15 protein-coding genes are annotated in these 15,620 nt (G+C 64.8%); 12 read left to right on the forward strand and 3 right to left on the reverse strand.

Annotation, left to right across the window (positions count from 1 at the left end):
• Nucleotides 1–10 precede the first annotated feature (10 nt).
• Both NM962_05060 and NM962_05065 read left to right on the forward strand, forming a co-directional pair.
• Nucleotides 11–421, forward strand: coding sequence for a very short patch repair endonuclease (locus tag NM962_05060; protein ID UVO13487.1), 411 nt, complete (start codon nt 11–13; stop codon nt 419–421).
• A gap of 40 nt (nt 422–461) precedes the next feature.
• Nucleotides 462–1,730, forward strand: a complete 1,269-nt coding sequence (locus NM962_05065; GenBank protein UVO13488.1) for an ATP-binding protein — start codon at nt 462–464, stop codon at nt 1,728–1,730.
• Between the two features lie 26 nt (nt 1,731–1,756).
• Here NM962_05065 and dcm read toward each other — a convergent pair whose 3' ends face one another.
• Nucleotides 1,757–3,712, reverse strand: a complete 1,956-nt coding sequence (gene dcm / locus NM962_05070; GenBank protein UVO13489.1) for a DNA (cytosine-5-)-methyltransferase — start codon at nt 3,710–3,712, stop codon at nt 1,757–1,759.
• Between the two features lie 325 nt (nt 3,713–4,037).
• Here dcm and NM962_05075 point away from each other — a divergent pair, with 325 nt between their 5' ends.
• The 10 genes from NM962_05075 (at nt 4,038) to NM962_05120 (ending at nt 14,222) form a co-directional block, all read left to right on the forward strand.
• Nucleotides 4,038–5,300, forward strand: coding sequence for a hypothetical protein (locus NM962_05075; protein ID UVO13490.1), 1,263 nt, complete (start codon nt 4,038–4,040; stop codon nt 5,298–5,300).
• Nucleotides 5,301–5,419: 119 nt separating this feature from the next.
• Nucleotides 5,420–6,184, forward strand: coding sequence for a S1 family peptidase (locus NM962_05080; protein ID UVO13491.1), 765 nt, complete (start codon nt 5,420–5,422; stop codon nt 6,182–6,184).
• A gap of 176 nt (nt 6,185–6,360) precedes the next feature.
• Nucleotides 6,361–6,633: a hypothetical protein gene (locus NM962_05085; GenBank protein ID UVO13492.1), complete on the forward strand. Its 273-nt coding sequence runs from the start codon at nt 6,361–6,363 to the stop codon at nt 6,631–6,633.
• The gene (locus tag NM962_05090) at nt 6,630–8,249 is read left to right on the forward strand and encodes a carotenoid oxygenase family protein (GenBank protein UVO13493.1); all 1,620 of its coding nucleotides are present in this window, start codon (nt 6,630–6,632) and stop codon (nt 8,247–8,249) included. Before NM962_05085 ends, NM962_05090 begins: the two co-directional genes overlap by 4 nt.
• Nucleotides 8,250–8,352: 103 nt before the next feature.
• The gene (locus NM962_05095) at nt 8,353–8,844 is read left to right on the forward strand and encodes a sigma-70 family RNA polymerase sigma factor (GenBank protein UVO14554.1); all 492 of its coding nucleotides are present in this window, start codon (nt 8,353–8,355) and stop codon (nt 8,842–8,844) included.
• Nucleotides 8,841–9,557 carry a zf-HC2 domain-containing protein gene (locus tag NM962_05100; GenBank protein ID UVO13494.1) on the forward strand — a complete coding sequence of 239 codons (717 nt, stop codon included), beginning with the start codon at nt 8,841–8,843 and terminating at the stop codon, nt 9,555–9,557. Before NM962_05095 ends, NM962_05100 begins: the two co-directional genes overlap by 4 nt.
• An 82-nt stretch (nt 9,558–9,639) precedes the next feature.
• Nucleotides 9,640–11,391: a thiamine pyrophosphate-binding protein gene (locus tag NM962_05105; GenBank protein ID UVO13495.1), complete on the forward strand. Its 1,752-nt coding sequence runs from the start codon at nt 9,640–9,642 to the stop codon at nt 11,389–11,391.
• Complete coding sequence (locus NM962_05110) at nt 11,369–12,034, forward strand: SRPBCC family protein (GenBank protein UVO13496.1); 666 nt, start codon at nt 11,369–11,371, stop codon at nt 12,032–12,034. Before NM962_05105 ends, NM962_05110 begins: the two co-directional genes overlap by 23 nt.
• Nucleotides 12,035–12,042: 8 nt before the next feature.
• Nucleotides 12,043–13,074 carry a 3-oxoacyl-ACP synthase gene (locus NM962_05115; GenBank protein UVO13497.1) on the forward strand — a complete coding sequence of 344 codons (1,032 nt, stop codon included), beginning with the start codon at nt 12,043–12,045 and terminating at the stop codon, nt 13,072–13,074.
• The gene (locus NM962_05120; protein UVO13498.1) at nt 13,071–14,222 is read left to right on the forward strand and encodes an aminotransferase class I/II-fold pyridoxal phosphate-dependent enzyme; all 1,152 of its coding nucleotides are present in this window, start codon (nt 13,071–13,073) and stop codon (nt 14,220–14,222) included. Before NM962_05115 ends, NM962_05120 begins: the two co-directional genes overlap by 4 nt.
• Here the strand turns inward: NM962_05120 and NM962_05125 are convergent.
• A complete protein-coding gene (locus tag NM962_05125) occupies nt 14,107–15,123 on the reverse strand; it encodes an NAD(P)/FAD-dependent oxidoreductase (GenBank protein UVO13499.1) in 1,017 nt (338 codons plus the stop codon). The two genes, NM962_05120 and NM962_05125, sit on opposite strands and share 116 nt — an antisense overlap.
• Nucleotides 15,120–15,620 carry an isoprenylcysteine carboxyl methyltransferase family protein gene (locus NM962_05130; GenBank protein UVO13500.1) on the reverse strand — a complete coding sequence of 167 codons (501 nt, stop codon included), beginning with the start codon at nt 15,618–15,620 and terminating at the stop codon, nt 15,120–15,122. Before NM962_05130 ends, NM962_05125 begins: the two co-directional genes overlap by 4 nt.

Here is a 15,620-nt window from a genome sequence, read left to right on the forward strand (position 1 = left end):
CAGCCGCCAGATGAGCGCTATGCCAAGCAGGGATACCAGCACGGAGATGGCTTTCCGAAGGGAACTGCACAGTCGTGGTCTCCGCTATCGGACCCACCTCAAGACGCTTCCCGGCAAACCCGACATTGCGTTCACCCGGGCTCGCATCGCGGTCTTCGTCGACGGTTGCTTCTGGCATCGCTGCCCCGACCACGGCACTACGCCAAAGAACAACGGGAAATGGTGGGCGGACAAACTCGAAGCGAACGTCGCCAGGGACCGAAGAAATGACGATTACCTGCAAAGGTTGGGCTGGATTACTGTGCACGTCTGGGAGCATGAGGACCCATCGACCGCGGCCGAAGCGATTAGCGAACTCTGGCGAACCCGCGTGCAGGAAACGACACGATGCGGCCTAGCCAACGATGTCGGACGTACGTGAGATCCTGGACTCGGACTAGACAGGGGACGATGTGACACGCATGACGGCTGTGGCGCCGTCGGCAGCTCGGCTGACCGACTCGCTGCGCGACATCGGCTACGACTTCAGCTCAGCCGTAGCTGATCTGGTTGACAACAGCATCACGGCAGGCGCGACGCAGGTCGACATCCTCGTGGAGTTCGACGCCAAACAGTCGAGGGTGCTGATAGCTGACAACGGACACGGAATGACCATCAACGGACTCACAGAGGCGATGCGCTTCGGGAGTCGCCGCGCGTACGGCCGGGGTGATCTAGGACGCTACGGATTGGGGCTCAAGACAGCGTCCTTGTCACAGGGACGATCGCTCACCGTCCTTACGCGCAAAGAAGGGATTCGACGGCCTATCCTCACTCGGCAATTGGACCTCGATCTGGTGATCGAATTCGACGATTGGCTGATCATCGAGCCCGAACGCACCGCGACTCTTGATAGTGCCCGCAAGCTTCTTGAGGACGGCTGCGGCACAGTGGTCGTCTGGGAGAAACTCGACCGCGTCGTGCCATCACGCAACGCCGCGGGAGGCTGGGCGCGCAGGCGATTTGAGACGATCGCCGACAAGGCGGCGCAACACCTCTCGATGGTCTTCCATAGATTCCTGGCTGACGAAGCCAAGACTGGACCGGTGGCCATCACCGTGAATGGAACGAAACTGCAGCCGTGGGACCCGTTCGCCCGCAGCGAGAGGCTCACAAAGGAACTCGCTGAAGATATCTTCGAAATACAACACGGTGACACAACCGGCTCGGTAACCCTGCGCCGGTACGTGCTCCCCGGGCGGGATCAATTCAGCAGCCATGCTGAATTCGAAAGACACTCAGGCCCTTTGAAGTGGAATCGCCAACAGGGTCTGTACACCTACCGCGCCGACCGGCTGGTCCAGTGGGGCGGCTGGTCCGGCATCCGGGCCATTGACGAACACACCAAACTAGCCCGTGCGAGTGTCGACTTCGACACCGACCTCGACTCTGCCTTCAATATCAACGTCGCAAAAATGCGCGTCTCGATTCCTGCGCAACTCCGGCAGATGATCGAGCGACCGATCAATGAAATGTGTTCGATCGCCGATGAGGTCTACCGGAAAGCCGCAGGCTCCAAACCGTCGGAGGAGAAGAAGAAAAACGGCAGCGACCAGCTCACTCAAGCGTCGGAAATCGGCTTGGCATTGCAAGCCGCCGCATTAGAAGCAGGCGAGTACAAGGCATTCAAGAGGATTGCCTCGATCCTGCGCAAATCCGATCCGGATGTGGCCGACGCCCTCGGCATCTGATCACACCGCAGAAACAACCGCGGAAATCACACGCCGTCGCGAGCGCAGTGGGAGTTAAGAGGGCACTCCTCACATGTCGGGTGTTCCGGCCTGCAGAGGCTGTTGGCAAGCTCGATCAGGCCGAGATGGGCATGGCGAGCGTCGGGTCCGAAGCCGATCATCCGTGCAACCGCCATTCGACCGTCGGTCATTTTGTTCTTACGATCAACCGCATTCGCCTGGAAGCGCCGCGCTACTCGAAGCACGCCCTTTGTGACAAGAACCGGTTCGTCGAGCCCCTCATCCTCGTGACCGACGGAACCACCCGGAACCACCAGCGCCGCCAAGTCGATCACGGAGTCCGGAAGCGCCGTAGCACTCTTCACTTCCTCGGCGCAGCCGTCTAGGATCCGCGGCGACTCGTGGAGGCGCTGAGCCAGAGCGATAATCGTCTCGGCTCGGTTGAGGCGCCCGACGGTCCGTGACATGTCGATGAGACCTTCGAGGAGGTCCGAGTCAACCGATCGCCGCTTCGGCTCCGGCGTTAACTTCTGAATGATGGGCCAGAGTCGACGAATGACTTGTGGAGATGCGCGATCGAGCAGCACCTCACCAGCGACAACCTCCCAGCGGGATGTGGCAGCCAGCCAAGGCAGCGCGAGGAATTCACTCCGTTGTCTGAACCAGGCGGAGAGCTCAATGCTCAACCGGCGGGTGCTGATGCCCGGATGGTCGGCCCGCTCGATTGACTCAAGGACACCAGTCCCGATGACGAAGCCCAGTTGCGGCGGAACCGCATTGCCGATCTGACGGAAGGCCGCCGATGGCGGTCCGTCGAAACGAAATTGATCGGGAAAGGTCTGAAGTCGGGCTGCTTCGCGAACCGTCAGCGTGCGACTCTGGCGTGGGTGGATGTACCAGTACCCATCTTTAGCGATGTGCGCCGTGATCGTTCGGGAAAGATCGTTTTCGTTGAGGCGGTTGTACTTGTCATCAAAGATGTCGCCCCGGTACCGCTGGTGTTCGGCCCTGAGATCCGTGTATTTCGTGTCGTGCGTCATGCTTTCAAACGCTTCACGATCATCGTCACGGACAGGGCGCGTGATGTGATCGAAGACTTTTCCCGCGTCAGCGTCCGCTACTGTAGAACGCATTTCGCGTTGAAACTGAGTGAGCGGCCCGCTGTAATCTGACCAACCCTCCGCGCCGCCTTCTGGACGCCAGCCACCGTCGACCTCCGGAAGATCACCAATAGCGTTCCATACGGTTACTTTTTGCCGAACCTCAGGAGGCCATGTGAATTTCAACTTCCCCTTGAGTGCCACAAGAATCAGCCGCTGCCGGAACTGCGGAACCCCATACCGCCAAGCATCGACGACGCGTTCCTCGACGCTGTATCCGAACTGTTCGAGGGATTCCACGATGCTTCGCAGGATGAACATGTCGCGGTCCAGCGCCATGTCGGGAACGTTCTCCATGATGACCGCGCGAGGCTGCGCTACGCGGATGATCTCGAGATAGGACAGCCATAGATCTCGTCGTTGGTCGTGCCTGTCACGCAAGCCTGACTCGACTTGGTGGCGGATCATCGACCGGCCTGCTTTCGAGAAGGGCTGGCACGGTGGTCCGCCGGCGATGAGATCCACGCGGGCCGCCTTACACAGCTCGGCGACTTCGCGGACGACTTCGGGGTCGGCGAGGTCCCAGTCGACTGACATGCCACCAAAGTGGTGGGCATGAGTCCGGTTGGCGAAGGGCTCGTGGTCGGCACCGAGGACTACTTTGTACCCGGCTTTCTGCAGCCCTAGGCTCAGCCCGCCAGCGCCACTGAAGAAGTCGGCGGCCAAGCGTTCGCCCTGTCGCCGCAGGCGCTCGGTGTACTTGAGAAACAACTCAATGTCGTCGGTGTGGTCGCGGTGCGGCTGGAGATTGATGAAAGGGCCGCGGACTAGCCTGACACCATAACCGCTGCTCTTTCGGGGTTTCTGGGTCTTGGCTGGCACCACATAACTCTAACCGGCCCAGCCGACACAGACCTCACGGACCGATTCGGGTCCTAGACGGCATGGGGGCGACTTGAGGCCGAAGGCCTCCGGCTGCAGTCGGACGTGGGTTGCTGATATCGAGTGAACGCTCCGAGCGACGAACGCCGTGGGCCGCCGACCGAACGCCTGCTCATGTCTTACCTCGCTTCCACGCTATTTCGGGCCAATGCTGGGCGGGACGTCCGACAGCCGGGCCGGGATCGCACTGATAAGGCGCCCTCCCCGACCCTCGATGTCGGCGCACCTGCTTACACTCGGCCAAAGTCCACCTCTGGAGGCCATCGTGAGTGACGACGTAGACAACCTTCCCGGTCCCGCAAATGGCGAGATCGTCGTCGTCACGCAACCGGAGGGGGTATTGATCGGAGGCGATCCCGAGGCTGTCGAGTCCTACCTAGACCGCCTTCGTGAGTCGGCGGGCCGTGCCGTCCAAGTGGCCGGCATCAGCAAAGCCTCACTGGGCAATGCCACCGGTCTGCTCGCCGGTGTCACTACGATGCTGGGCCAGGCTGGCAAGTTCGTGCAGCTGCACCCTGACAGCATCAAGGCCATCCAGAGGGACAAGCTGATTCCAGGTTCCCCGGGGTTCTTTCGAATGACGACCCGCGGCGCCGACAACAAGTTTGTCGAGCAGCTGCAGTGGCGACCGACCGCGATGGGCCCGCAGACTCTGATGTCTGCCCAGATGGTCGCCATGCAACTGACACTCAAATCAGCGATCGCCGAGGTGGAGGATGCGGTTCGCTGCGTCGAAGGCAAGGTCGAGCAGGTCCTTCACCTTGCCCAAGCTGAACGCGCAGGCGACGTCTTGGGCAGCCATATCATCACTACACGCAAGGTCAACTACCTGGAGAAGCACGGTTCCCTCCCGGACGCGGATTGGGATGCTGTCGCAGGGCTTGGCCCGGCATTGAATATCACTATCGAGCAGCTTCGTAGTCACGTGAAGAGAGTCCTGGATTCATTGGCTCCTGGGTTGCCCGTCCAGGAAAGAGCACAAAAGCTGCAGGCCGTGGTCGACGAGATCTTGATCGGGGAAACGCTGAGCTTGCTAGTAGTCGCCGAGGAGTCGCTGTACAAGTGGCAGCGAGTGCGGCTCGCCCGAATCGAGGCTAACGAGCCTGACCATCTATCGCACGCGATTGAGGACGCCCGCGAACTGCTGATGCACCACCTGTCGGAGGACGCGAAGCTATACCAGCGAGCACGCCAGGTCATCGACGAGGTCGCCAAGACCGACGCCATCGATGGATTTCGCTTCATGTCGACGAAGCAGCTGGCGCACGACCGCAATCAGCTGATGACCGACCTCAACGCGTTTGCCCGAGCCCGACGAAATCAGGTTGACGTCTGGACTGCGTTGGAAGCGCCTGGAATTCGCGACGCAGCCGACGCGAGCGTCAAGCTGGCAAAGAAATCGGCGCGCCGAGCGCTTGCCGCAGCGGGTCAAGGGCTAATCAATTTCAGCGATCGGTTGGCCGAGCGAACAGAGGAAAAAGAGTCGCTGGTTCGCCGCCAACCTAAGGCCGAGGAACCAAACAAATAGCCATTGATTCTGAATTGCCGAAAATGTGCCACTCGGTCACGCCGGCGTTTGCCCCCTGTTCACCCTCCGCGTAACCGCCCCACCCGCACACTCCCCCCACCCTCGGTACCCTCGCCTAAATGGCCGCCTTCCGACGACCCCCGCCCAAAACCCTGCTCAAGCGCCTGTCCATCGCGGTTGGCGTACTGACGGTCCTGGCGGGCATGGCCTGGGTCAGCCGCGCCCGGCCGGTGCAGCAGCTCATCCCCCAGCCGCCGGCCGAGGCGATCGGTCCCGGGGTCGGCATCAATGTGTCCTCGGCCGGCAGCTCCGAGGCCACCAGCTGCACCGCGGGTTTCCTGGTACGCAGCAAGGACGGCCGGCCGGGACTGTTGTCGGCGGGGCACTGCAATAAGCCCGGCGGCTCTGGCACGGTGTCCATTCACAACGGTGCCCTCTACCCCACCGTCGGCGTCTTTACCGAGAGCGTCTACGACGGCAAGGACGGCAACAACATCGGCCTGATCACCCTGGACGACCCCGACAAGTTCCCGTTGTCCTCCGAGGTCGACGGACACCCGGTGAGCGGCGTGGCCGAGCGCGTCGAGATCGGCGACACGCTCTGTCATTTGGGTGTCCGCAGCGGCGAGCCGATGTGCGGTCCGGTGGTTGCCAGCGAAAAGAACAAGGTCAGATTCGCCGCGGCTACCACCTGCGGCGACGCGGGCGGCCCCGCCTACCGGATGCGCCCGGACGGCACCGCCGAAGCGGTCGGCATCCTCACCGCGGAGTCCGACGGCGAGGATCCCGAGACGGCCTGCGCTGCGCCTCACGAGTCCTCCGTCGCGCAGCTGATCAAGCCGTGGCTGCAGACTTGGCAGCTGTCGCTGGTCACCACGACTTAAAGAGCCTCTACCGCAGTCGTCCGGTGCGCGCGACACTGAACCGGACGGGACGCTGCCCCGTGTCACTTCCGGGAGGCTGGTGCATGGGTAGAGGAAAACCAGCGGCAGATCGACACTCGACCGCGGCCACGCCGCGGCCGGACACTTCTGCGCGTACGGGCAGGGCCTGAACCGCCATGACCACCGACGACCCGGCCCGGCCCCGCTTCAGCAGCGCTTCAAGCGCCATGCACCGCAACTTGGCGCCGAACCGGGCCATGCTCGCCGCCGCGCTGGCGCAGCTCTCCGACGAACACCGAGCCCTGCTCCGTCGTGCCTATTACTACGGATGGAGCACCGAGCAGATCGCGGTCGATCTGGATATCGCGGAGCGCAGCGTGAAGATCCAGCTGCACTACGCGCTACGGACACTGCAACAGACACTGCGAAGTATGGGAACGGTGCAATGACGTTTGACCACGAGTACGGCATGTGGGACGCCGCCTACGTGCTGGGGTCACTCTCGGATTCGGACTATCGCGAGTTCGAGACGCACCTCGACGAGTGCCTGTTGTGCCAGGACGCCGTCACTGAGCTCTCCGAGATGCCGGCTGTCCTGTCGTTGCTGGATGAAGAGGACTTCACCGAATCCAACGACGTGACAGCCGACGGCGAATTCACCGCGCGTCCCGCCGCCACCGGTGTCGCCCGTCAGGTCAACGGCCACGACTCTGGTGCCCCGGTGGCGGTTCTTCAGCCGCCGGAGACGGTCTTCAGAGTCTTTCGCCCCGGCAACTACGCTCCGGTCCCCGATGAGCTCACGGCGTTCGATCTGCCCGTCGACGGCAGCATCCCGCCGGAGTTGAACGGCTGGTATCTGCGCAACGGCCCCAATCCCCGCGAAGCGGGCGGGCACTGGTGCACCGGTGACGGCATGGTGCACGGAGTTCGGCTGGAGAACGGCCGGGCCGCCTGGTACCGCAACCGCTGGGTGCGCACCGAGAGCTTCGAACACCCGCTGCCGCTGTTCAACGCCGACGGCAGCCGCAATCTGCACTCCAGCGCAGCCAACACCCACGTGATCCGGCACGCCGGCAAGACCCTGGCCCTGATGGACACCGCCCTGCCCTACGAAATCACCCCCGACTTGGAGACGCTGGGCGCCTACGACTTCGGCGGCAAGCTGGTCGATTCCATGGCGCCGCATCCCAAGATCTGTCCGATCACGGGCGAGTTGCACTTCTTCGGCTACGGCGACCTCACCCACCCACGCATCAACTACTACCGCGCCGGCGCCGACGGTGCGGTCCAGGTCCGCCGTCCGATCGATGTTCCGGGCCTGACACTGATGCACGACTTCGCGCTGACCGCGCAGCACGTGGTGTTCCTGGACCTGCCGTTGGTGTTCAATCCGCAGATTGCGCTCACCCGACGAATCGAACGTGATCCGCCCTACCGGTGGGACGACGACTACGGCGCCCGCCTAGGCGTGCTGCGCCGCGACGACCCGTACGGTCCGGTTCGCTGGTTCGACATCAACCCGTGTTACGTCTTCCACGTCGCCAATGCCTTCGACGTGTCGTCGGCCCAGGGCGACGCGCTCGTGCTGCAGGTGGTCCGCTACCCGGAGATCTGGCGCGACAACAGCGATTTCGAGACCGATGCCGCGCTGTGGCGCTGGACGATCGACTTGCACGCCGGCGTCGTACACGAGGTGCAACTCGACGACCGTGACATCGAGTTCCCCCGCGTCGACGACCGGCGGGTGGGCGCCGACGCCCGCTACGCCGTCACCGTCGGCGCAGACGGTCTGGTCCGCTATGACCTGGCCCGAGGCAGCGCCGAGGTCCACCGGTTCGGCGTCAACGGGATGGCCGGCGCACCCGATGAGGCGGTATTCGCGCCAGCTCCTGGGCAGACCGACGAATCGGCGGGCTGGTATCTGAGCTACGTCTACAGCCCGGTCCGCGAGTGCAGCGAACTGGTGATCCTGGGCGCGTCGGAGTTCGACGCCGAACCCGTCGCCCGGGTGCGGCTGCCGCGGCGGGTTCCGCACGGTTTTCATGGCAGCTGGATCCCTGACTGAGGTGCCAAAACATGAACCCCACAGGCACCCGCGTCGTGTCATTAGGCAGGAGGTGATCAGCTTGCCTCGCGTTGGCATACCGCCAGACCACGAAGCCGCGCTGATGAAAGCGCTCTACGACGAGCACGCCGCGGTGCTGTGGCGCTACGCCCTGCGCCTGACCGGTGACGCGAGCCGCGCCGAAGACGTCGTGCAGGAGACGCTGCTGCGCGCCTGGCAGCATCCGGAGGTCATCAGCGACGCCGAGCGCTCCCCTCGGGCCTGGCTGTGCACGGTGGCGCGCAACATGATCATCGACGAACGGCGCAGCGCTCAGTACCGCCACGTGGTCGCCACTCTCGACGAGACGACCACGCCCGAGCAACCCACCCGCGACGAGGTGGACACCGCCCTGGACCGGATGTTGATCGCCGACGCCATGACCCACCTGTCAGCGGAGCACCGGGCGGTGATCGAACGGTCCTACTACCGTGGTTGGAGTACGGGGCAAACCGCCGAAGACTTGGGGATCGCCGAGGGAACAGTGAAATCGCGCCTGCACTATGCGGTGCGGGCCCTGCGACTCGCCCTGCAGGAGATGGGGGTGACACGATGACGTCGCCGCGAGAATTCGGTTCGGCCTGCCGGCCGGCCGAGGGTGAGCACCCTTACGCCATGTGGGATGCCGCCTACGTGCTCGGTTCGCTGTCTGCGGCCGACCGCCGAGAATTCGAGGGGCACCTGGCCGGCTGCCGGCAGTGTCGGGAGGCCGTGACCGAGATCAGCGGCGTGCCCGCCCTGCTGTCGCAGCTCGACGGCAACAGTGTGGCCGCGATCAACGAGTCCGACACGGAACCGCCCCCGCCGACCTACCTGCTGCCGGCCCTGTTGACCGAGGTACACCGGCGCCGCCGGCGTGCCCGGCTGATGACGTGGACGGCGTCGGCCGCAGCAGCCGCCGTACTCGGAATCGGCGTCCTGATCGGCATCACCTCATCGACTACGCCTTCGCCGCATCACGATGCGGTGCCGATGGCCCAAGTGGGGACGACGGCGCTTGCCTCGACGGTGGCGGTCAGGGACGAATCCTGGGGCAGCTACATCGATTTGAGCTGTGTCTGCCTGGCACCGGTGAACGCTCACCACGACACCCTGGCGCTGGTGGTGGTCGGCCGCGATGGCAGCCAGACCCGGCTAGCGACCTGGGTTGCCGAACCTGGGCACACCGCGACGCCGGCCGGCAGCATATCGACTCCGTCGGATCAGATCGCCTCGGTCCAAGTGGTGTCAGCCGACAACGGCCAGGTCCTCCTGGAGCGCACGCTGTAACCACCCCGGTCATGGATGCCTCCTTCGAACCAACGCCCGACGGAAACCGTGTCAATGACATCGTCACGAGTTAGGTGGGCAGATGTCCAGGATCGCTTCCGTGGTCGATTACCTCGTCGCCCAGCTGGCGGCCATGGGAATCGGTCACATCTTCGGCGTCGATGGCGCGAACATCGAAGATCTTTACGACGCCGCGTATTTCCGTCCCGACATCACGGCGGTGCTGGCCAAGCATGAGTTCTCGGCCGCCACCATGGCCGACGGTTACAGCCGTAGCGGTGCGGGATTGGGTGTGGTTGCCGCGACGTCGGGCGGGGGCGCCCTGAACCTGGTTGCCGGACTCGGTGAATCATTGGCCAGCCGGGTTCCGGTGCTGGCGCTGGTGGGCCAGGCCCCGATCGTCTTGGACGGTCGCGGCAGTTTCCAAGACACCAGTGGCCGCAACGGTGCCCTTGACGCGCAGGCCTTGTTCTCGGCGGTCTCGGTCTTCTGCGAGCGGGTGATGAAACCCGAAGACATCGTGGCTGCCTTGCCCCGGGCGATCGCCGCGGCACACAGCGGTGGACCCGCGGTGCTTTTGCTGCCCAAGGATGTTCAGCGGGGGTCCGTCACGGCCAGCCCGTACCGCAACGGCGGCGACAGCGGCGGTGATCCTGTCGTCATCAGTGATCCGCACCCGATCATCCACGCGCTGCGCAACGCCCACGGACCGGTCACAATCATCGCCGGCGAACAGGTGGCGCGTGACGACGCCCGCACCGACCTCGAGAACCTGCGGGTACTGCTGCGCGCCCGGGTGGTGTGTGCCCCCGACGCCAAAGACGTCTCGGGCACCTCGGGGCTGGGATCCTCGTCGGCACTGGGCGTGGCCGGCATCATGGGCCACCCCTCCGTTGCCCCTGCACTGACCGGCAGTGCGGTGTGCCTGGTGGTGGGTACCCGGCTGACGCTGACCGCCCGCGCCGGCCTTGAGGCGGCGCTGAGCTCCACCCGCACGGTATCGATCGGTTCGGCACCGCCGTATGTTCCGTGTACCCATGTGCAGACCGCTGATCTGCGGGAGTCATTGCGGTCGATCTACCGGGAACTCTCAGGAGCCGGGCGCCCCAGGGGGCTGCGGGTGCCCGAGACGGTGCCGCACACCGAGTTGAATCCCCCGCCCTACACCGGCCCGGGGGTGCGCTATCGCGACGCGATGGCCGTGCTGGACCGAGCGTTGCCGGCCGGGACCGACATCGTCGTCGATGCGGGCAACACCGGCGCTGCGGCCATCCACTACCTGCCGCCGCGGCGCGACGGCCGTTTCTTGGTCGCGCTGGGGATGGGCGGGATGGGCTACAGCTTTGGGGCCGGGATCGGCATGGCCTTCGGCCGCGGTCGGCGCACCGCGGTGATCGCCGGCGACGGTGCGTTCTTCATGCACGGCATGGAGATCCACACCGCCGTGCAGTACCGGCTTCCAGTGCTGTTCGTGCTGCTGAACAACAACGCGCACGCCATGTGCGTCACCCGCGAGCAGCTGTTCTACGACGGGTTCTACAGCTACAACCGATTCACCCCCAGCTACCTCGGTGCCGGCCTGGCCTCGATGTTCCCTGGGCTCAACGCGATCGACGTGGACGACGCCGAAACATTCGACGCGGCGCTGGCGTCAGCGTTGGACCGTGAAGGGCCCTCGGTGATCAGCGTCGAGTGCGCCGCCGACGAGATACCGCCCTTTGCGCCGTTCCTTTCTACCGAGGCGGCACCGAAAACCACTGCTCCAGTAGCTCATAACGGCAAGGTTCCAACCCACCAGGAGGATCAATTCGATGTCGCTGCCCGCCCTCGCTGATATCAGCGTCCACGCCGGTACGCCCGGACCGATCGACGGCTTGGTCCGGGTCGAGACCAGCCCCCGGGAGGTCGCCACCCCGATCATCATGGAGATGATGCATTCGGTCTACCCCCACGACGTGGTGTTCGGCGACTACTGCACCGTCAACGACTACATCGACTGTCCCCCAGACGAATTGTTCGCCTACCTCTCCGATACACGATGCCTGGAAGAGTGGACCTACAGCCTGCGCGGCTTCACCCCCACCGACGAGGAGGGCCTGTGGCTCGCCTACGACCGGCTGGGTTCGGAGACCAAGATCTACACCCGCACCGTCTTCAACCGGGAAGCCCTCACGGTGGACTACCACTGCGCCTGGGACCAGCCCGACCACCTGTGGATGATCTACCTGATCCGGATCGTCGACGCCCAGGTGGTGCTGAACAAGCCGGGTTCGGTTGTGCTGTGGACCAATTGCCACCACCCGTTCTACGACCACAACCCCTATCCGGACACCGCCCCGCCCGAGCGCCCGGTGTGGGTGGGCGACTTCTGGGACATGTTCAGTGCCGGACACCTGCTGGAGCTGAAGAATTTGAAGGCGATTGCCGAATACCGGCACCACAACGGCCTGCCGGTCACCCCGTTGTGGATGCGATGAGGCGCAACATGACCCAATCCTGCGAAACCGAAGTCAGCTTGGTCGACGTCTCCAGCTATCTTCCCGGCGAACCCATCAGCGCCGACTATTACACGCAGTACGCCGAGTCCGATGCGTTGCGCGACAACCTGATGTTCCGCGCGCCCCGATTCCGCCATCATGTCGGCGACGACGAGACCGCGGCCGACATGATCGAGCAGGCGGCGCAGGGAATCATCGAGCGCCACGGCCGCGAGATCATCGAGAACGTCGATATCTTGATCACGCACACCCAGTTGCCGGATATCCCGTTCTGCGGCGCCGGCGGCGGGGTAGCCCACCGGTTGGGGATGCGCCCGTCTACGGTGCTGGATCTGCACAACGGCGGATGCGCCGCTTTCATCCTGGGGCTCAACGTGGCCCGGCAGTTGTTGGGGGCCGGCGTCGGGCGCAGCGCGTTGATCGCGATCGCACAGAACGCGGCCGGCCAGGTCTTCGATCAGCCCGCCGTGCGAGGCAAATCGCAGGCATCGGTTCCCGGCGACGGCGCGGCGGTCGGACTGGTGACCCGCTCGGATCAATCACCGATCATCGACGTCGAATGCCGCACCTATGGGCAGTACGCCGGCGACATGACCTACACCATCGACCCGCCCCGCAAGTGGTGGGAGCCCGGCCCCGGCGCCGGTTACATCGGTTTCACCGAAGACAAAATCACCAAGGTGCTCGCACGCGGTAACCGGCAGGTTCCCGAGGTCGCCCTCGCGGTCTGTCATCGCAACGGCCTGCGCCCCTCGGATATCGGACTCCTGGTCACCAACCAGCCCAACCGGGTCTTTCTGCGCAATTGGCGCGAAGCGCTCGAAGTACCCGAATCACGACACGTCGACACCTTTGATGAGTGCGGCAACCTGTTCGGTGCCGGCATTCCGATCAATCTGGATCGGGCGATAACCGGCAACCGGCTACAGCCGGGCGAAGTGGTGGTAATGGCCGGCTTCGCACACGCCGGCGACTTCGCCGGCGCGGCGGCCATCCGATGGGGCGGACGACCGCAATGACCTCAGCGGCGCAAACGGATTCGGATGCCACGCATCTTCGCAGCGCACTCCCGCCAGCCGTCGACCCGTGCGCGTTGTCGCTCAACGAAAACCCGCTGCCGCCACTGCCGGCGGTGCGTGCGGCGCTGGTTGACTTCATCGGGGCGGCCAATCGCTATCCGGAATTCCTGCCCACCCGACTGCGCAAATTGGTGGCGGACCACGCATGCGTGGCCGAGGAGAACGTGGCGCTCGGACCGGGGGCGTCCGGGCTGGCCATGCGGGTGCTGCAAACGGCGGCGGCTCCCGGCGAACGGATCGTACTGAGCAAGCCCACTTTTGAGGGCTACCCCGCCTTCGCCCAGATGGCCGGCATGACCGCGATCGACGTCCCCCTCGACAGCTACGGGCATCTCGACCTGACCGCGATGGCCCAGGCAGCCAGGGATGCCCGGGTGGTGGTGTTATGTCGTCCGCACAATCCGACTGGCACCCTGGAGACCGTAGCCGACGTCGAACGGCTGATTGCGGACGTGCCTGCCGACACCATCGTGCTGCTCGACGAGGCCTACATCGAATTCGTTGCCCCGAACCAGCGCATCGATATCCCGAGACTCATCGCACGCTTCCCGAATGTGATTGTGCTGCGCACGTTCTCCAAGGCCTACGGGCTGGCCGGGCTACGAATCGGCTACGCGCTGGCGGCACCGGAGCTGGCCGGTCTGCTGTGGTCCATGCAGCTGCCGTTCGGCATCAGCGCCGGCTGCACGGTGGCGGTGGCCGCTTCCTACCAGGCCGAAGCACAATTGGAGCAGCGCATCGCCCATATCGTCGCCGAACGCGGCTATCTGCGGTCCCGGCTGCGAGCATCCGGGGTGTACACCACCGATTCCCACGCGAACTTCGTGTACCTGCCTGCGACAGGCCGGCCGTGGAGCGAGATCTTCGCCGACAGCGGACTGCGGGTACGCAACTATCCCGACGGCGCCGTGCGCATCACCATCGGTTCCCGCGGCTCCACCCAGATGGTGCTGTCCGCGGTCGAACGGTCACTCAATGCGCCAGCAGATGCACCGCGCGGTCAAACACGGCTGGCAGCGCACAACAGGCCGGGACCACAGCCCGTCGGGCCGGCTGCCACGCGCTGGCCAGCACCAGACCGCGGGTGAGTAGTCGATAGCGGCGCGTGATCGAGTGCCAGGCGTGCTCGTAGGACGATGGGTTGTCATCGACGATGGCGGCCACGGCGGCAGCGGCCTGCTTGACGGCTAGGCTTACGCCCTCACCGGTCAGCGCATCCTCGTAGCCGGCGGCGTCACCGACCAGCAGCACCCGCCCGGCGACGCGGCGTGAAACCAGTTGCCGCATGGGTCCGCAGCCGCGAGCAGGGCCGCGTTGCGCGTCGACAAGATGGGCTGCCAGGGACGGAAACCAGTCGAGCTGCGGGCGGTGCGACGACAAGATGGCCACCCCCACCAGGCCAGGCTCTACCGGCGTCACGTAGGCCTCGCCCCATCGTGACCAGTGCACCTCCACGTACTCGGACCACGCCGGAACCTGGTAATGCCAGCGCAGGCCGTAGCGCCGCGGAGACCCCGCGACACGGGAGATCCCGACGGCGCGGCGGACGACCGAATGCAGCCCGTCGGCGGCGATCAGCCATCTGGCCCGAACCCCACCCGCCGTGACCCCCTCGGCATCTTGGACTACGTCGTCCACCTTTGTGGCCACCCAGTCGACGTCGTTCTGCTTAGCCTGATCTGTCATGGCAGCATGCAACGTCGTGCGTCGCACACCGCGCCCCAGACCGTTGCGAAAAGGAGCCTCGGCCCGGCGCCGCTCGTCGAGATAGTTGATGCCGCGCAGCGGCATACCGGCCGGGTCCACCCCGAGCGACTTCAACACGGCCAGCCCGCCCGGCATCAGGCCCTCCCCGCAGGCCTTGTCGATCGGGCTGGCCCGGGGATCGGCGACGATCACCGAAAGTCCCTGCTGTCGCGCGCATAACGCCGTCGCGAGGCCCGCCGGCCCGGCACCGACGATCAGCAGGTCGGTGTCGAAGCCGATCACCGGTACCCCAGCGCGGCGTTCTCCACCCGAATCCGCTCCCGCAACAGCGCCGCGTTGGCCAGGCTGAACCAGAGCGCGGTCAGCCAGGCGGTGTGGATCAGCGGCAGTGCCAACCCCTCGAGTACCACTGCCACATAGTTGGGATGACGAATCCAGCGATACGGGCCGCCTTGCACCAGAGGGGTTTCCGGCAGAACGATCACCTGGGTGTTCCAGCGCCGGCCGAGCGTACGCACGCACCACCAGCGCAGCACCTGACTCAAGACCGCCACCACGAACATGGGCCAACCCAGCCAGGGGATGAATGGCCGGTGCAGCACCCACACCTCGGCAACGCAGCTGACCAGCAGCGCCGAGTGGATGCTGACCATCACCGGATAGTGGCTATGCCCGAACTCGACGCCGCCGTTGGCGAACGCCCACCGCGCGTTGCTGCGGGCCACCACCAACTCGATGAGCCGTTCGACGCCCACCGCCAGAACCAGTAAGTAGTACAT

Source organism: Mycobacterium sp. SVM_VP21 (assembly GCA_024758765.1).
Classification (GTDB): Bacteria; Actinomycetota; Actinomycetes; order Mycobacteriales; family Mycobacteriaceae; genus Mycobacterium; species Mycobacterium heraklionense_C.